This window comes from Nocardia sp. bgisy134 (genome assembly GCF_057708325.1).
The window spans coordinates 169,286-188,686 of the sequence record NZ_JBYIRW010000001.1; the positions used below are offsets into that span (position 1 = coordinate 169,286).

General features: G+C 70.8%; 4 protein-coding genes. 2 read left to right on the forward strand and 2 right to left on the reverse strand.

Annotated elements, in window-relative coordinates; genetic code table 11:
- Positions 1 to 32: 32 nt before the first annotated feature.
- A complete protein-coding gene (locus AC3ERS_RS00780; protein WP_431962380.1) occupies positions 33 to 16,394 on the forward strand; it encodes an amino acid adenylation domain-containing protein in 16,362 nt (5,453 codons plus the stop codon).
- Positions 16,395 to 16,450: 56 nt separating this feature from the next.
- On the opposite strand, the gene AC3ERS_RS00785 is transcribed toward AC3ERS_RS00780, so the two are convergent.
- A complete protein-coding gene (locus tag AC3ERS_RS00785) occupies positions 16,451 to 16,699 on the reverse strand; it encodes a hypothetical protein (RefSeq protein ID WP_431962382.1) in 249 nt (82 codons plus the stop codon).
- A 314-nt stretch (positions 16,700 to 17,013) separates the two neighbouring features.
- On the opposite strand from AC3ERS_RS00785, the gene AC3ERS_RS00790 reads away from it, so the two are divergent.
- Positions 17,014 to 18,159 (forward strand): lipase family protein, encoded by a 1,146-nt coding sequence (locus AC3ERS_RS00790; protein WP_431962384.1) that lies wholly within the window; start codon positions 17,014 to 17,016, stop codon positions 18,157 to 18,159.
- A gap of 23 nt (positions 18,160 to 18,182) precedes the next feature.
- Here the strand turns inward: AC3ERS_RS00790 and AC3ERS_RS00795 are convergent, their stop codons facing one another.
- Positions 18,183 to 19,220: an amidohydrolase family protein gene (locus tag AC3ERS_RS00795; RefSeq protein ID WP_431962386.1), complete on the reverse strand. Its 1,038-nt coding sequence runs from the start codon at positions 19,218 to 19,220 to the stop codon at positions 18,183 to 18,185.
- Positions 19,221 to 19,401: the final 181 nt, after the last annotated feature.

Here is a 19,401-nt window from a genome sequence, read left to right on the forward strand (position 1 = left end):
TCGGCTGGATGTGAGAAGGATGTTGTACTCGGATGGATGGAGTTCGTCGTGCTGTTCGGGGTCGAATTCGTCGCAGGTCGAGTAATCCGCTCTTCGTTCAGCTGCTGACGGCCACGGTCGAGTCCGCGCCCGATTCGATAGCAATCTCCTATGACCCCACCGGTGCACCGGGCGCCCGGCGCGAACTCAGCTACACCGGGCTGGACCAGGCTTCGTCGCGGCTGGCGCGTGAACTGATCGACCGCGGCGTGGGTCCCGGCGATGTCGTCGCCGTCGGCTTCACCCGTTCGATCGAGTCGGTGCTGGCCGTCTGGGCCATCGCCAAGACCGGGGCGGCCTACGTGCCGGTCGACCCCGCCCTGCCTCCGGAGCGGATCGCCTATCTCGTCGCCGACTCCCGCGCCGTGCTCGGCCTCACCGACTCCACGCATCGCCCGCGGCTCGGTGACGGCGTCGAATGGTTCGAGCTCGACGATCCGCAGCACGCGGAGCAGATCGCGGCACGGCCCGCACACCCGATCTCCTACGTCGACCGGGTGCGCGCGCTGAGCCAATTGCATCCGGCCTACGTCATCTACACCTCCGGCTCGACCGGTCGCCCGAAGGGCGTCGTCGTGACGCACGCCGGTCTCGCGAGCCTCGTCACCGCCGTCCGGGAGCGCTACGCGGTGGACGCCGGTGCGCGGGTCCTGCACGTGTGCTCGCCGAACTTCGACGTCTCGGTGCTCGAACTGCTGCTCGCCTTCGGCTCGGGCGCCACGCTCGTGGTGTCGCCGCCGACGGTGTTCGGCGGCGCCGAGCTCGCCGACCTGCTCCGCCGCGAGCGCGTCACCCACCTGCTGATCACGCCCGCCGCGCTGGAGTCGGTCGATCCGGCCGGGCTCGACGCGTTGCAGGTGGTGGTCGTCGCCGGTGACGCGTTCGGTCCCGCGCTCGTCGAGCGGTGGGCGGTCCCCGGCCGGTCGTTCTACAACGGCTACGGCCCCACCGAGGCCACCATCCTCGCGACCGGAAGCATCGCGCTGGAGCCGGGCCGTCCGATCACCATTGGCGCCGCCCTGCCCGGCGTCGGCGCGATGGTGCTCGACGCGCGGTTGCGTCCGGTGCCACCCGACGTGACCGGCGAGCTGTACCTGTCCGGTCCCGCGCTGGCGCAGGGCTACCTGGGGCGGGCGGCGCTCACGGCGGAGCGATTCGTGGCCGGTCCGTTCGGCGGGGAACCAGGCGCGCGCATGTATCGCACCGGTGACCTGGTGCGCCGCACCGCGGACGGCGACTTCGAATACCTGGGCCGCACTGACTTCCAGGTGAAGATCCGCGGCTTCCGCATCGAACTCGGTGAGATCGACGCCGCGCTCACCGCCCACCCCGATGTCGACTACGCCGCGACGCTCGGCAAGGTCGCACCCTCGGGCGCCACCGTGCTGGTTTCGTATGTGCTTGCCAGGGAAGGCGTTTCGCTGGACTTCGGCGAACTGTCCCGCTTCGCGGGGGCCGCGCTGCCTGGCCACATGGTGCCGTCCGCGTTCGTGACGCTCGACGCGATCCCCTTGACTCCCAACGGAAAACTCGATCGGCAGTCCTTGCCCGAGCCGGTGTTCGAGGCGGTGTCGCGTGCACCGCGGGGTGAGGTGGAATCCCGCATCGCCGAACTGTTCGCCCAGGTGCTCGGTGTGCGGCGGGTCGGGGCGGAGGATTCGTTCTTCGCCGCGGGCGGCGACAGCATTCTGTCCATTCAGCTGGTGTCGCGGGCCAGGGCGGCGGGAATCTCCTTCACCCCGCAGGATGTGTTCGAACACCGCACGGTCGCCGGGCTGGCGCGCGTCGCGGTGCTCGGCGCCGAGTCCGCTCCCGCGCTCGCCGAATTGCCGGGCGGCGGGGTCGGAGAGATTCCGCTGACGCCGGTGCTGGCCGCCTATCTGGCAGACGGCCAGTCGTTCGGGCGCTTCACCCAGCACATGGTGCTCGCGCTGCCCGAGCACATCGATCGTGCGGGCCTGGTGGCCACGCTCGCCGCGGTGCTGGACCACCACGACATCCTGCGCGCCCAGGTCCGGTCCGTCGACGGGCACTGGCGGCTGCGCACTCTCCCCGTGGGCGCGATGGACGTGGACGCGCTGATCACCCGCGTCGACGTCCCCGCGGGTCTCGGCCTCGAAGAGCTATGCGAAACCGCCAGCACCGCAATGGATTCCGCCATCGACATGTTGGAACCCGCGGCGGCCCGGATGATCGCCTGCACCTGGCTGTCCCGCCCGGACGGCCGTGACGCGCTGATCATCGCCGCGCACCACTACGTGATCGACGGTGTGTCGTGGCGAATCCTGATCGCGGACCTGGTGGCCGCGTGCGCGCAGCACACCGGCGGGCACCGGATCACCCTGCCCGCCGTTGGCACGTCGTTCCGGCGGTGGGCGCACGGCCTGGTCGAGGCGGCCGCCGACCGCGCCGACGAATTGCCCTACTGGCGGCGAACTCTGGCCGTCGCCGACCCGCCGCTCGGCGCGCGGGCGCTGAATCCGGCCGTCGACACTTCGGACACGGTGCGGCGCTTCACGATTGCCGTGCCCGCCGACGTCACGCGCGCGGTCCTGACCGAGCTGCCGACGGTGTACCGGGCCGGGACCAACGACGGTCTGCTCGCCGCGCTGGCGCTTGCAACGCGCGTCTGGCGGGCGAACAGGGGCGTCGACGCCGCGGCGACAAGGGTGCGGCTCGAGGGGCACGGCCGCGAGGAGGCCACCGTCGCGGGCGCCGATCTGACCCGCACCGTCGGCTGGTTCACCACCATGTACCCGGTGGCGCTCGATCTGTCCGGTATCGACGCCGAGGCCGCTTGGCGCGGCGGTGAGGCGACGGCGGCGCTGGTCAAGGCGGTGAAGGAGCAACTGCTAGCGGTGCCGGACAAGGGCATCGGTTTCGGCATGCTGCGGTACCTGAACCTGGACACCGCGCCCGAACTCGACGGTGCGCTCGGCCAGATCGGCTTCAACTATCTCGGCCGGATCTCCGCGGGCGACCTGCCGGAGGCGCTGACCGATCGGAGCTGGCTGCCGACCGACGACTGGGGCGCTCCGGACGCCGCGCAGGACGCGGCCATGCCCGCCGCCGCGGTGGTCGACATCAACGCGCTCGTCACCGACACCGACGCGGGCGCGCAGCTGACCGCGTCCTTCGCCTATGCGTCCGAGATCCTCGACGCGGACGCCGTCCGGGAGCTGGCCGAGCACTGGGTGGCCGCACTCACCGTCCTGGCCGGGCACGTGCGCGATTCGTCCGCGGGCGGTCTGACCCCGGCCGACGTCCCGCTGGTGCGGGTCGAACAAGCGGAGCTCGACACCTGGCGGCGGGAGCGCCCCGGGCTGGTCGACGTGCTGCCGCTCTCGCCGCTACAGCTCGGATTGCTGTTCCTCACCCAGATATCGCCGACCGCGGACCCCTATCTGCTCCAGCTGGCGGTGGAACTGTCCGGCGACATCGATCTGGAGCGCCTCCGGCGGGCGGCGCAGGCGGTGCTGGATCGGCACCCCATCCTGCGATCCGCGTTCGGGTCCTCGGCCGCGGGCGCCCCGGTCCAGTTCGTCTGCGAGGAACTGGAGGTGCCGTGGCGGGTCGTCGACACGCCGGACACCGATCCGGCGGCGTTCTTCGCCGCCGAGCAGCGCCTCGGATTCGATCCGGCGCGGGCGCCGCTCGTGCGATTCACGGTGTACCGCGGCGATTTCGGGCGCACGCACCTGGTGCTGACCGTGCATCACATTCTGCTCGACGGCTGGTCGATGCCGTTGCTGATGAAGGATCTGCTGATTTCCTATGCCGCGGACGGTGTTTCGTCGCCGCTGCCGGTGGTCCGGCCGTATCGCGACTATCTCGCGTGGCTCTCGCACTACGACCGGGACGCCGCCCTGCGCACGTGGGGCCGAGCGCTGGACGGCCTGACGCCGACCAGGCTGGCCGCCTCCGTCGCACCGCCCGTCCACCCCGCCGAGGGCTACGGCGTGTGCGCCGCCGACCTGTCGCGGGACGAGACCGCGGCCCTGACGGCGTTCGCCGCGGCGGCGGAGGTCACCGTGAACACGGTGGTGCAGGCGGCGTGGGGCCTGGTGCTCGCGGCCTGTGCCGGACGCGACGACGTGGTCTTCGGCGCGGTGGTGTCCGGGCGGCCGCCACAGCTCGACGGCGTCGACGCCATGGTCGGCCTGTTCGCCAACACCGTCCCGGTCCGGGTCCGGTTCGACGCGGACACCTCGCTACGGCAGCTGCTGACTCGGCTTCAGGCCGAACAGGTTTCGCTGCTCGACGGTCATCACGTCGGGCTGGCCGACATCCAGCGTGCCGCCGGTGCGGGCGAGCTGTTCGATTCGCTCCTGGCCTACGAGTCGTACCCCGTCGACGCCGACGGCCTGCGGCAGGCCTACGGGACGATCGACGGCCTCGAGATCGTCGACCTGCAAGCCGTCAACTTCACCCACTACCCGGTGGCCGTCCAGGTCGACATGGGCGCCGAGCTGCGGCTGCAAGTCCAGCACCGCCGCGACACGATCACCGCCCCGGCCGCACGGGCCCTCACGGACCGATTGCGGACGCTGATCGGCGAATTCGTCACGACGCCGGAACGCACGGCGACGGAAACGCTCGCGCTGCTGGACGATGGCAACGATCTGATCGCGCAGACGAGGTACTGGCGCGACGCGCTCGCGGACCTGCCGGACGAGCTGAACCTGCCCACCGATCGCCCGAGGCCCGCGGCGCCCACCGCTGCGGACGGCCGGATCGGCTTCTCGATCGATGCCGACCTGCACCCGCGACTACACCAGGTCGCGCGGACGGCCGACACGACCGTGTTCACCGTCGTCCACGCGGCTTTCGCGGTCCTGCTGGCCCGACTATCCGGCGCCGACGACATAGCGATCGGCACACCGGTCGCCGACGGATCGGGCAACACCCTGGTGTTGCGCACCCGGGTGCCGGGTGACCTCCCCTTCGACCATCTGCTGGCGCACACGAAAGACGTTGCGCTACAAGCCTTCGCGCGAACCGATTTGCCTTTCGACGGCCTGGCGGCGCTGCTGGATTCGGACCACCCGCTGGTGCGGACGATGTTCTCGGCCGGAGATCGGGCTCCCCATGCGGCCGAGCCCTCCGGTTCCGGTGACCCTCACTCGAAATACGACCTTTCCCTGCACATTCGGGAGCACGCGGCAGGTGTCGCGGCCGACTTCACCTTCTCGCGGGCGCTGTTCGACGAGCGCACCGTTCAGGTGTTCGCCGAGCGCCTCCTCCGGCTGCTCGCGGCCGCCGTGCGCCGACCGGAGGTTCCCGTCGGCGACCTTCCGCTGCTCGACGCGCACGAGCAGGCGCTGCTGACCCGAGTCGCCGCCGACGACGTCATGGCCACCGGCCTCTTGCCCGACCTGTTGACCAGCGGCGTCGCGCTGGGTCGCGATCGCATCGCGGTGCGCGACCGGAACCGTTCGATCGGCTACGGCGAACTCGACGAGCGCACTTCGCGATTGGCACGCTTGCTGATCCGCCGCGGCGTGGGCCCCGAGCGATCGGTCGCCGTCGCCCTGCCTCGCTCGGCCGACCTGGCGGCCGCGGTGCTGGCCATCGCCAAAGCCGGTGGCGCGCACGTGCCGATCGATCCGGGGTATCCCGCGGAACGGGTACGGCACATGGTGTCCGACTCCGGCGCGGTGCTCGGCATCACCAGCGCCGAGTACGCGGATCGGCTGCCCGGCGGCGTGGACTGGCTGGTGCTCGACGACCCGGCTACCGAGCGGGAATGCGCCGCTCAGTCGCACGACCCGGTGACGGACGCGGATCGCCTTGCGCCGCTGCGCATGCGACACCCGGCGTACGTCATCTACACGTCCGGTTCGACGGGTGTGCCCAAGGGCGTCACCGTGACCCACGCAGGTCTGGGCGGCATGCTGGACGAAACGGTGAAACGCTATCGGCTGGAGCCGCATCACCGGTTCCTGCAGGTCTGCTCGCCGTGCTTCGACCCTTCGGTGCTCGAGTGGCTGTGCGCGTTCTCCGTGGGCGCGACGTTGGTCGTCGTGCCGCCCGGTGTGGTCGGCGGGGCCGAGCTCGGCGACCTTTTGCGCGACGAGGCGGTCACGCACACGATCATCACCCCGGCGGTCCTCGGCACCGTCGACCCGGCCGGGCTGGACGCGCTGGCGGTGGTGGCCGTCGGCGGCGACGTGACGACCCCGGAGCTACTGGCGAAGTGGCAGCCGGGCCGGCGCTATCTCAACGCCTACGGCCCGACCGAGGCGACCATCGTCTCGACGTTCGCGGAATTGTCGGCCGGACAGCCCATTACGATCGGCACGACGGTACACGGCCTGTCCGCGCTGGTCTTGGACGCGCGGCTGAACCCGGTGCCGCCGGGTGTGGCGGGCGAGCTGTATCTCGCGGGCGGCGCCCTGGCCCGCGGCTACCGCAATCGGGCCGGCTTGACCGCCGAGCGTTTCCTCCCCAACCCGTGGGGCGGACCCGGCGCGCGGATGTACCGCACCGGCGACGTGGTGCGCCTGCGTCCGGCATCCACCTGCACCGCCGCGGGATCGCACTCGGCGCCTTGGGATCTCGACTACGTGGGCCGCGCCGATACGCAGGTCAAGGTGCGCGGCTTCCGCATCGAGCTCGGCGAGATCGACGCGGTGGTCGCCGGACACGACGACGTCGACTTCGCGGTCACGATCGGACGGACGATGGCGTCGGGATCGACGGCGCTGGTGTCGTACGTGCTCGCCGCGCCGGGCCGCACGGTGGATCCGGCGCTGGTCACCGAGCACGCGGCGAGGATTCTGCCGCCGCACATGGTGCCTTCGGCGATCGTCGTCCTCGACGAACTCCCGCTGACCACCAACGGCAAACTGGATCGAAAGGCGTTGCCGGAGCCGGTCTTCGAGACCGCGCCGACTCGTGCGCCGCTCGGCCCCCTCGAATCGCGCCTCGCCGAGCTGTTCGCGCAGGTGCTCGGTGTGCAGTCGGTCGGGGCGAACGACTCGTTCTTCGCGGTCGGCGGCGACAGCATCATGTCGATCCAGCTGGTGTCGCGGGCGAAGGGAGCCGGAATCGTCTTCACGGCGCGCGACGTGTTCGAACACAAGACCGTGGCGGGACTGGCGCGCGTCGCGACGGCCGGCGCGGACGCGGCGCCGACGGTGCTGGCGGAGTTGCCCGGCGGCGGTGTCGGGGAGGTGCCGCTGACACCGGTGCTCGCCGAATTCCTCGCCAACGGTTCCTGCGATCGCTTCGCCCAGACCGTCGTGCTCGCACTGCCCGATGGCATCGACCGTGCCGGACTCGTCGCGACGATCGCTGCGGTACTCGACCGGCACGAGGTGCTGCGTTCCCGGGTGTGGCAGGACGACGGCCGGTGGCGGTTCGAAACGCTGACGCGCGACGCGGTCGACGCCGACGCATTGGTCATCGAGATCGACGCGACTGCCGTGGCCGACTCCGAGTTGACCCGAACAGGTAGTGCGGCAATGGCTTCGGCGCTGGCCGCGCTGGATCCGGCCGCCGCCGAGATGATCGCCTTCGTGTGGGTGCGCAGGACGGGCGCGCGCGACGTGCTGGCCGTCGCGGCACACCACTACGTGATCGACGGGGTGTCCTGGCGCATCCTCATTCCCGATCTGGCGCTGGCCTGGGCGCAGCGTGCGGCGGGGCAGCCGATCGCGCTGCCCGCGGTCGGCACGTCGTTCCGGCGCTGGGCGCACGGCTTGGCCGACGCGGCCGCGGGCCGGGCCGCCGAAGCCGGTTACTGGCAGCGGGTGCTGGCCACGCCGGATCCGCTGCTCGGCGCGCGCACCGTCGACTGCGCGATCGACACCGAGCCGACCATGCGATCGATCACCGTGCAGGTGCCGGTCGAGGTCACCGAGGCCATGCTGACCACGATTCCCGCGCTGTATCGCGGCGGCGTCAACGACGGACTGCTCGCCGCGCTGGCGCTGTCCGTGCGCGCCTGGCGTGCGCGGCGGGGTGTCGACGCACCGACGACCCGAATCCGGCTCGAAGGCCACGGACGCGAGGAAACCGCCGTTCCCGGAGCCGATCTCACGCGCACCCTCGGCTGGTTCACCAGCATCTACCCCGTCGCCATCGATCTGTCCGGCATCGACACCGAGCAGGCGCTCGCCGACGGCGCGGTACTCGCCACCGTACTGAAGACGGTCAAGGAACAACTGCTCGCGGTGCCGGACAAGGGCATCGGCTTCGGCATGCTGCGCCATCTCGATCCGGGCACCGCCGGACGCCTCACCGGCGACATCGGACAGATCAGCTTCAACTATCTCGGCCGCGCCTCGGCGGGCGGCGCAGTCGACCAGATCGACGGAAGCTGGCTGCCGACAGCCGATCTCGGCGAGATCGAGATCGAATACGATCCCGCACTGCCCGCCGGGGCGGTGATCGATATCAACGCGATCGTCGCCGACACCGCGACCGGCCCGCGGATGGAGGCGAGCTTCCGCTACCCGAGCGGAATCCTCGACGAGGCGGCGGTGCGGGAACTCGCCGACGACTGGACGGCCGCGCTGGCCGCGGTCGCCGGGCACGTGCGGCACCCGGCCGCGGGCGGTCTCACGCCCTCGGATGTGCCGCTGACGCGGGTCTCCCAGGCCGAACTGGACGGCTGGCGCCGGACGTATCCCGGCCTGTCGGACGTGCTGCCGCTCTCGCCGTTGCAGTCCTCGCTGCTGGTGCTCATCGAGCTGCTCGCCGGGACGGTCGACGCCTACATCATCCAGTTGGCGGCCGAGCTGACCGGGGAGCTGGATACGAACCGGCTGCGCAGGGCGGCCCAGACCATCCTGGACCGGCACGCGAACCTGCGCTCCGCCTTCGTCGCCACGGCCGACGGGACGCCGGTGCAGCTGGTGATCGACGGCATCGAGATGCCGTGGCGGATCGTCGACGGCGTCGCCGATTCGGATCTGCCCGGCCTGCTGGCGGCCGAACAGCGCACCGAATTCGATCCGGCGGTGGCGCCGCTGCTGCGATTCACGCTGTACCGCACCGATTCCGGGCGCGGCCACCTGGTGCTGACCGGCCACCACATTCTGCTCGACGGCTGGTCGATGCCGCTGCTGATGAAGGAGCTGCTCGTTCTGTACGCGACCGGCGGCGACGCGTCGCCGCTGCCGCCGGTCCGCCCCTACCGCGACTACCTGCGGTGGCTGTCGCAGCAGGATCGCGCGGCCGCGGAGCGGGCCTGGTCGGAGGTGCTCTCGGGTGCCACGGCGACCATGCTCGCTCCCGAGCTGACCTGGCCCGCGGCCTCGGGCGACGGATTCGGCCTCTGCGAATTCGAGCTGTCCGCCGCGCAGACCGCCGAACTGACCGCGTACGCGGCCGCGACCGAGGTCACCGCCAATACGGTGATGCAGGTCGCGTGGGGTCTGGTCGTCGCGGCGGGCACCGGACGCGACGATGTCGTGTTCGGCGCGACCATCTCCGGCAGGCCCGCGGAACTCGACGGCATCGGCGAGATGATCGGCCTGTTCGTGGACGCGATCCCGGTGCGCGTCCGGTTCGATCAGGGCACGACGACCCGTTCCCTGATCGACGGCGTGCAGGCCGAGCAGGTTTCGCTGCTGGATCACCACCACCTCGGGCTCGGCGCCATTCAGCGCGTCGCGGGGCAGGGCGAGCTGTTCGACACGATGCTGGTCTTCGAGTCGTACCCGGTCGACGTGGAGGGCCTGCGGCAGGCGAGCGGCGCACTCGACGGAATGCGGGTGGACGGACTGAGCGGGGCCGACTACACCCACTATCCGATCACCGTGCTGGTCTTCCTCGGCAGCCGCACGCTGGTGCAGCTGAAGTACCGGCGCGACGTCGTCGCCGACACGACGGCGCAGGCCGTCGCCGACCGGCTGCGTCGCGTGCTCGGCGATCTGGTCGACGCACCCGACCGCCGCGCCGCCGAGACCGCGCTGCTGCTCGACGTCGAATCGGACGACGCCATCACCCGATCCCGGTACTGGCGCACCGCATTGGCGGGCTTGCCCGAACTGGAGTTGCCCGCAGCCGGGCCGACCACAACGCATTCGAATGATCGTGGGCGAGTGGACTTCTGGCTATCCGACGAGACGCAGCGTGGTCTGCGCCTGCTCGCGGACGCGGAAGGGGTGACCTGGTCGGCGGTCGTGCGCACGGCATTGGCGGCGCTGCTGGCACGGCTGTCCGGCGTCGACGACATCGCGATCGGATCGCCCGTGCGGGACGGCCGGTGCGCCGAACTGGTGTTGCGCACCAAGGTGGATCGGCGCGCGCGTTTCGTCGACCTCCTGCCGGACGCGCACCGGGTCGAGCTGGAGGGCTTCGCGCACTCGGGCATTCCGTTCGACGACCTGGTCGATTTGCTCGGCGTGCGGCGGTCGTCGGCTCGGCATCCGCTGTTCCAGGCGGCGCTGTCGTTCCACGGACCCGCGGAAGCGGTGGGGGATCTCGCCCTCTCGCTGACGGACGACGCCTTCGGAGTCCGTGGCGAGATGTGCTATGCCCGTGATCGTTTCGGCGACTTCGACGCGGATGCGTTCGCGCAGCGGTTCGTTCGAGTGCTGACCGCACTCGCGGACCGGCCCTACTTGCCGGTCGGTGATCTGCCGCTGCTGGCCGCGGACGAGTACGAGCGGTTGACCCGGATGGGTGGCGGCTGTCCGGCCGCGGTCGGCACGCTGCCGGAACTGCTGGTCCGTGGCGTCCGCTTCGGTCGTAACCGGATCGCCGTGCGCGACGCGGGGCGGTCCTACACCTACGGCGAACTCGACGAGTCGTCCTCGCGGCTGGCGCGCGTCCTGATCGAGCGCGGCGTCGCGCCGGAAACCGTTGTCGCGTTGGCGATGCGGCGCTCCTACGGGATGGTCGTCGCGGTGTGGGCCGTCGCCAAGGCCGGTGGCGCGTACCTGCCGGTCGATCCGACCTATCCGGTGGAACGGGTGCGCTACATGGTCGCCGATTCCGGTGCGGCGATGGGCATCACCGTCGCGGACGAAGCCGCCGGCCTGTCCGGCACCGTGGACTGGCTGGTGCTGGACGATCCCGCGGTACTAACTCGCTGCGCCGCGACTTCGGCCGCGGCGCTGAACGACACGGACCGGCGCGCGCCGCTGCGCATGTCGCATCCGGCGTATGTGATCTACACGTCGGGATCGACGGGTCTGCCCAAGGGCGTCGCCGTCACGCACGCCGGGCTCGGCGGACTGGTCGGCTACACGGTCGACATGCTCCGGCTCGCGCCGGAACACCGGATGCTGCATGTGTGTTCGCCGAGTTTCGACCAATCGGTGGAGGAGCTGTCCAGCGCCTTCCACAGCGGGGCCACGCTGGTGATCGCGCCCCCGGACACCGTCGGCGGCGCGGAACTGCGCGAACTGCTGCGCGCCGAGCGGGTGACGCACACGATCATCACGCCCGCCCTGCTCGGCACCGTCGACCCGCGCGGGCTGGACGACTTGGCCGTGGTGTCCGCCGGTGGCGAGGCCACCACCCCTGAACTGGTGGCCAGGTGGCAGCCGGGTCGCCGATTCATCAACGGCTACGGCCCGACCGAGGCGACGATCGGCGCTACCTACACGACTCTGGCCGCGGGACAACGCGTCACGATCGGCCGCCCGGTCCCGGGCGTGGGTGCCATGGTGCTCGACGAGCGATTGCATCCGGTACCGGCGGGCGTTGCGGGCGAGCTGTATCTGGCGGGTCCGGCGCTCGCGCGCGGCTATCACGGACGCGTCGGTGCGACGGCGGAACGTTTCGTCGCGCATCCGTGGCTGCCCGGCCACCGGATGTACCGGACCGGCGACCTGGTCCGGTGGGTGCCCGCCGCCGAATCGAGTGGCTGGGAGCTGGAATGCCTGGGCCGCACCGACTTCCAGGTGAAGATCCGCGGCTTCCGCATCGAGCTCGGCGAGATCGACGCGGTGCTCGCCGGTCATCCCGATGTCGAGTACGCGGTGACCGTGGGGCGTGAGAATTCCAGCGGAGCAACGGTTCTGGTCTCGTACGTGACCGGTCGCGACATCGAATCCGACCGGCTGGTGGGGTGGGCCGCGCGGACGCTTCCGTCGCACATGGTGCCCGCGGCGGTTGTAGTGCTCGACGAGTTTCCGCGGACCGCGGTCGGCAAACTCGACCGAAATGCCCTTCCGGAACCGGAGTTCGCGGCCCGCGCCTACCGGGAACCGGCCACGGAACTGGAGCGGACGGTCGCCTCGGTGCTCGCCGAGGTGCTCGGCGCCGACCGGATCGGCGCGGACGACGACTTCTTCGAGCTGGGCGGCAACTCGCTGCTGGCCACCAGGGTGACCGCGCGCCTCGGCGCGGCGGTGGACGCCAGGGTTCCGGTGCGGCTGCTGTTCGCCGCACCCACCGTCGCGGGTTTCGCCCGCGAGGTGGCGAAGCTGACCGGCGCCGGAGGCCGTCCCGCCCTGGTGGCGGGCCAGCGGCCGGAACGTGTTCCGCTGTCGCCCGCCCAGCGGCGGATGTGGTTCCTCAACAGGTTCGACACGGCGTCGGCCGCTTACAACATTCCGGTCGCGATCCGCCTGACCGGCGACCTCGATGTCGACGCGTTGCGGCGGGCGTTCGCCGATCTCGTCGCGCGACACGAGATCCTGCGCACGGTGTATCCGCAGCTCGAGGGCGGACCGGTGCAGGTCGTCCTGCCACCCGACCACCCCGATGTGCCGCCGCTGCGGGTACGGCCGGTCGCCGATCTCGAATCTGCTGCGGCGGAGGTGCTTTCGACGGTCTTCGACGTCACCCGCGAGGTGCCCGTACACGCCGTCCTTCTCCAGGCAGGCACCCGCGAGTTCGTCTTGGCCATGGTGATCCACCACATCTCCGGCGACGGTTTCTCGGGCGGCCCGCTGACCCGTGATCTGGCGGCCGCCTACGCGGCCCGTGCGCTGGGGCAGGAACCGCGGTGGGCGCCGCTGGCGGTGCAGTACGCGGACTACGCGCTGTGGCAGCGCGCGTTGCTCGGTCGCGAGGACGAGCCGGGGTCGGTGGCGGCCGAGCAGATCGCCTACTGGCGGCAGGCGCTCGCCGACCTGCCGGATCAGCTGGAACTGCCGAGGGATCGGCCGCGGCCCGCGGTGCAGTCCTTCGCGGGCGGCCGCGTGCCGCTGCGCATCGAGCCGTCCACCCACGCGGCGCTCGCGGAGCTGGCGCGGGCGCGGGGCGCGACGCTGTTCATGGTCGTGCACACCGCGTTGGCTGTGCTGCTGGCCCGGCTGTCGGGCACCGACGACATCGCGATCGGCACGCCGGTGGCGGGTCGCGGTGACGCGGTGCTGGACGATCTGATCGGCATGTTCGTCAACACGCTGGTGTTCCGCACCCGGGTGGACCCGGACGCGAGCTTCACGGAATTGCTCGAGCGTCAGCGCGACGCCGATCTACAGGCCTTCGCCCACGCGGACGTGCCGTTCGAGCGCCTGGTCGAGGTGCTCGATCCGGCGCGTTCCACCGCCCGGCATCCGCTGTTCCAGGTGGGTCTGTCGTTCCAGAATCTGGCCGAGGTCCGCATGGAACTGCCGGGCTTGACGGTCGCCGCGTGGGAAACGGATCGGCGGCTGTCGCAGTTCGATCTGCACGTCATCGTGGCGGACGGCTATGACGAGCAGGGCGCGCCCACGGGTATCGGCGGCTTCCTGACCTACGCCGCGGATCTGTTCGACGAGGCGACGGTGCGTGGTTTCGCGGACCGGTTCGTCCGGCTGCTGGGCGCGGTGGTCGCGGACGCGACGGCGCCGGTCGGTGCGCTCGAGCTGCTGGTGCCGCGCGAGCGCGCTCGGATTCTCACGGCCTGGAACGACACCGCCCATCCGCTGGACACGAGCGCCACGCTGGTGTCCCTGCTCGACGCCACCGTCGCCGCAGCTCCGGACGCGGTGGCGCTGGTCACCGCCGACGGTATGCGATCGAGCTATGCGGAACTGGATGCGCGCGTCAATCGTCTTGCGCGGCATTTGATCTCGCTCGGCGTCCGTCCGGAATCGCGGGTGGCGCTCGCCATCCGGCGTTCGGTGGATCTGGTCGTCGCGATGTACGCGGTGAGCAAGGCGGGCGGCGCGTACGTGCCGGTGGATCCGGATCAGCCCGCGCGGCGTTCGGAGTACATCCTGGAGACGGCGGCCCCGATCTGCGTACTGACCGATGCCGACACGGATTTCGCCACCTCGGTCGCGCCGGTGGTGCGTCTGGATCGGGTCGATCTGTCCGGGGTGGACGCTTCGGTGATCACGGACGCGGACCGCATCGCGCCGTTGCGCGCCGAGCACACGGCGTATGTGATCTTCACATCCGGCTCCACCGGGCGCCCGAAGGGCGTCGCCGTGTCCCACGGTGCGATCGTGAACCAGTTGCGCTGGAAGACAGCCGAATTCAAGATGACCGACGACGACGCGGTGCTGTTGAAGACGGCGGCGACCTTCGACCTGTCCGTGTGGGAGTTCTGGTCGGCGGCGACGTGCGGCGGCCGGTTGGTGATCGCCGCACCCGATGGTCATCGGGACCCGGCGCACCTGAACGGGCTCATGGCGCGCGAGGGCGTCACCACGCTGCACACGGTGCCGTCGATGCTGGACGCCCTGCTGACCGGCCCGTTGCCGGATTCGCTGCGCCGGGTGCTGGCCATCGGCGAGACCTTGCCCGCCGCACTCGCGCGCCGGTTCGCGGCGGCGGCGCCGGGAACCGCGTTGTTCGATGTGTACGGTCCGACCGAGGCGGCGGTGTCGATCACCAGCCACGCGGTGTGCCCGGCCGACGAGGCGGACGTGCCGATCGGCGCTCCGGTCTGGAACAGTCAGGTGTACGTGCTGGATTCGCGATTGCGGCCGGTGCCGGTCGGTGTGCCGGGCGAGCTCTATGTGGCGGGTGCGCAGCTGGCCCGCGGATACTTCGGCCGGGTGGATCTGACGGCGGAGCGATTCGTCGCGAACCCCTTCGAGCCGGGTGCGCGGATGTACCGCACCGGTGACCTCGTCGCGTGGAATGCGATGGGGGAGTTGGAGTATCGAGGCCGCACCGATTTCCAGGTGAAGATCCGCGGCTTCCGCATCGAGCTGGGGGAGATCGACGCGGTGCTCGCCGAGCACGCGGACGTGGACTTCGCCGTCACCGTCGGCCGGGAGAATTCCGCCGGGGCAACGGTTCTGGTGTCGTACGTGGTGGCGGCTCCTGGCCGGGCCATCGATCCGGATCGGCTGACCGAATGGGCGGCGCGAATCTTGCCCGCGCACATGGCGCCCACGGTGATCGTCGTCCTCGACGACGTGCCGTTGACGTCGGTGGGCAAACTCGACCGCGCGGCGCTGCCGGAACCGGAATTCGCCGCCCGCGCCTATCGCGCACCGTCGACGGCGCTGGAGACCACCGTCTGCGCGGTGTTCGCGGCCGTGCTGCGCCGCGATCGGATCGGGCTGGACGACAACTTCTTCGAGCTGGGCGGCAACTCGCTGATCGCGACCGCGCTGACCGCGCGGCTGAGCGAGGCGGTCGGCACGACGGTCCCGGTGATGTGGGTGTTCACCGCGCCCACTCCGGCGGGCATCGCCGCCGAGCTGCGCGCGGGCGGCGCCGACAGCGCGGGCGCGGCCTTCGATGTGCTGCTACCGCTGCGGACCTCCGGCGCCGCCGAGCCGCTGTTCTGCGTCCACCCGATCGGCGGCATCGCCTGGTCGTTCGCCGGACTCGCCGCGCACGTGGACGCGGACCGGCCACTCTACGGACTCCAGTCACCCGCCTTGAGTTCCGCCGACCCCCTTCCCGATTCGATCGAGGACTGGGCACGGCTCTACGTCGAGCAGATCCGCGCCGTGCAGCCGGAAGGGCCCTACCACCTGCTGGGCTGGTCGCTCGGCGGCGTGCTGGCGCACGCCATGGCCGTGCGGCTCCAGGGCGAGGGTGAACGGGTGGCGCTGCTCGGCATGCTGGACAGCCACCTGCGCATGGGCGCGGACCTGTCCGGCGCGGTGCCGGTGCCGGAACTGCTCGGCGGACTGCTCGGCGATGGAGTTGTGGATTTCGACCTGGACGACACGGTGGATCTGCCGCGGCTGGCCGAGCGGTTGAGCGCCATGCCCGAACCGTTCGCCTCCTTCGGGACCGCGCGGATCGAACGAGTGGTGGACGCCGCCGGTGCGTCGGCGGCCGTGGCCGCGGCCTACCGCCCGCGACCGTTCGAGGGTGACCTCGTGTATTTCACCGCCGCCCAGGACGATTCGACGGGATCCGACGGCGCGTCGACCTGGCACGGGGCGATCACCGGCGCCGTGCACAACCACACGGTGGACGCCACGCACTGGCGTATGACCACCGACGGTGCGCTGCGACGGATCGCGGAGGCGCTGCGCGTCTGGCTGTGAGGATCGGCGGGATCGGCCGGGGTGCGTACCCGTCCGCCGATCCCGCCGCCCACGGTCTATCGTCCGGCCTTCAGCGCGGCGCCCCGCGCCCGGAGGTCGTCGGCCAGCTGCTTGCCCTGCGCCCGCGCCTCGGCCCGCACCTGCGCGATCTCCTGCTTGGTCGGCCGGACGAAACCCTGGGCCTCCTCGATCCGCAGACCGGATCGCGCCTGCGCCGCCTCCGCCGAGGCCATCCGCTGATCGGCCTTCGCGCCGGCGGTCTCCATGCGGGCGGCGACCAGGTCCGAGAGGGTGTTGTGCGACATCGTTCTTCTCCTTGTGTTGGCGCCGGATCTCGTTGTTTCCGGCTGACAAGAAAGACAATGACCGCCGCCGCTGACAGCGCACCGACAGTCCGCTGACAGCCCCGCGGGCTCAGTAGTCGCAGAGCATGATCCAGCACGTCAGGGGTCGGCGCCGGGCAAACGCTGAAGAAGTCCTTGCAGCGTCGTCGAGTGCGATCGCTGTGGGAACCGGCACACGCATGCATCGTCGAGTAACGCTGGGCGGGTCCGTATTTGATATATCCATCGCCGCAGTCGACCTGCCGGAGCGATCGGAGATCACGACAATGCCAGTCATGCCAAGAACTTTCGGTCAACGCGAACCAACCCTCCGCGCGTCGACGAGGCGATTCGCCGTCATGCTCGCGTCGGCGTTGGCGCTCGCGGCCCTGCCGGCGATCGCGACGGCCGATACGCCGCCGTCCCCCGGCTCGGTCGTCGCGACCGAGCTGCTCCCCGAATCCCAGCGGCTCCCGGGATCGGCGGCGTCGACGAAAGTCACCTATTGGACAGCTGATTCGCGCGACCGGCCTCGGCTGAGCTCCGGGGCAGTCTTCGTCCCCGAGGGTTCGCCTCCGCCCGGTGGCTGGCCGACGATCTCCTGGGGACACGGCTCCAACGGCCTGGGCGACCAGTGCGCGCCCACCGTCTTGGGACGGCCCGCACCGGAGTCGGCCTACCTCGCCGGCCTGCTGGCCGACGGCTTCGCGGTGGTCGCGAGCGACTACATCGGGCTCGGCACCGAGGGGCTGCCGAACTACCTCGACAGCGGCGGTGAAGCGAACGCCGTGATCGACATCGTGCGTGCGGCGCGCGAGCTCTATCCCGCGATCGGCCCAGTCTGGCTGGCGCAAGGCCATTCGCAGGGCGCGCACGCGGCATTGAACACGGCGCCGCGGGCGAAGAGCTATGCGCCAGAACTCGACTATCGCGGCACAGTCGCCACCAGCGCGCCGCCCCAGATCGACGCGGTCGTCGGCCTGATCGGCCCGCAGATGCCGCCGATCCCTGCTCCCACTTCGCTGTTCGTGATGGCCATCGCCGGATTCCGCGACCTGCGACCCGACCTGGACGTCGACGGTTACCTCACCGAACTCGGGCGCCGCACCGTCGCGCTCGCCGAAACCCTGTGCAGCCCAGAGCTCGACGAGCGGACCGAGCACCTCTCGATCAGCGAGCTCGTCTCACAACCCCTCGGTGAGCTGACCGCACCGTTCCAGGACTATCTGCGGCTGCCGGTAGCGGGCTACCACGGCCCGCTGTTCCTCGGGCACGGAACGCACGACGAGACCCTGCCGTATCCGCTCGTCTTCACCCTGCTCACCGGTCTGCTGATCAATGGCGTTGAGGTCGACTTCCACAGCTACGACGCCGGTCACGACAGCATCATCCCGATCGCCGCCCCCGACGTGCGCGCCTTCCTCGCCGCTGCCGTGGACTAGCCGAGGTCGCGCACCGGTAGGACTCAGCGCTTGGTCGCGGCCCGCGCGACGGCGCGGAACGCGCGTTGCTTCAGGTGCCGCCGCGCCCTGGTGAGCAATGGCGCTTCCGGCAGCGGCGCCGCACCACCGAGCCGGGGAAACAGCGCGGCCGCGTTCGTGCGCTCGATGCCGCGGCGGGCGGTCTCGTCGAGGTGCGGGTATTCGTGGAGCCCGGCATTGAAGTAGTGCACCGCGGGTGCGGGGGCGAACGGCCAATCGCTGCCGTACAGGACGTGCCCGGGCTCGGCGAAGGCGAGCAGGCTCGGCAGCGCGGCGGCGCTGGCGGACAGCGCGGTGTCGAAATAGAAGCTCGCGAAGTCGTCGAGGACGTCCACGGGACTCGCGCCGGTCTGGTTGACGATGCTCAACGCCATGCGGTGGGAGGCGAACGGGACGAAGCCGCCCGCATGGCCGAGGATGAAGCGAATGTTGGGGTAGCGGCGGCGGATTCCGTTGCGCACCAATAGATACGCCGCGCGCGTCGTGTCGAGCAGGAAGTCCGCGGCGAAGGGTGGGATGCCGGGCACCGTCTCGGCGGGCAGGTCCGCGGGATGGACGAGGACCACCGCCGAGCGGTCGTCGAGGACGCGGAACAGCTCGTCCTGCCCTTCCGCGCCGAGGTAGGTTCCCCGTGCATTGCCCAGGAGGACGACGCCGTCGGCCGCCAGATCGTCCAGGGCCCGTCGGGCCTCGGTGGCGGCCGCGGCCACATCGGGCATCGGCAGCGTGGCGAAGAAGCCGAAGCGCTCCGGGTGATCGGCGGCGAGTTTCGCGGTGTAGTCGTTGACCGCGCGGGCGAGTTCCGCGGCCTCGGCGGTATCGGCGAGGAACGCGGTGCCGGGAGTCGACACCGAGAGAACGGCGGACGCGATGCCCGCCTCCGACATCAACCCGAGCGCCGCCTCCGGCGTCCATTCGGGCAGCTCACGGCCGCCGGCCGCGTCGATGCCGTGCGCTCGCAAGGCCGCTAGGTAGACGGGCGGGATCAAGTGTTGATGCACGTCGATGCGGTTGCTCGACACGTCGATTCCTTCCTGCGCTGCCGACGAGCGAGGCGACGTGGTGCCTGCACGACTCCGCGACGCTACAGGTGCCGGGCCCTCGGCCGGAACTGCCGAGGGTGCCGTCGGCCGACATGTCCCAGGTCACACCGCCTCTCTTTGTGACGATATCATCAATAAAGACGAATCTCTAGATTCATGA

What these genes read in the sequence shown, in the direction of transcription:
- AC3ERS_RS00785 (WP_431962382.1), bottom strand. Translation starts at nt 16,699, where the DNA reads ATGTCGCACAACACCCTCTCGGACCTGGTCGCCGCCCGCATGGAGACC.
- AC3ERS_RS00790 (WP_431962384.1), top strand. Translation starts at nt 17,014, where the DNA reads ATGCCAAGAACTTTCGGTCAACGCGAACCAACCCTCCGCGCGTCGACG.
- AC3ERS_RS00780 (WP_431962380.1), top strand. Translation starts at nt 33, where the DNA reads ATGGATGGAGTTCGTCGTGCTGTTCGGGGTCGAATTCGTCGCAGGTCG.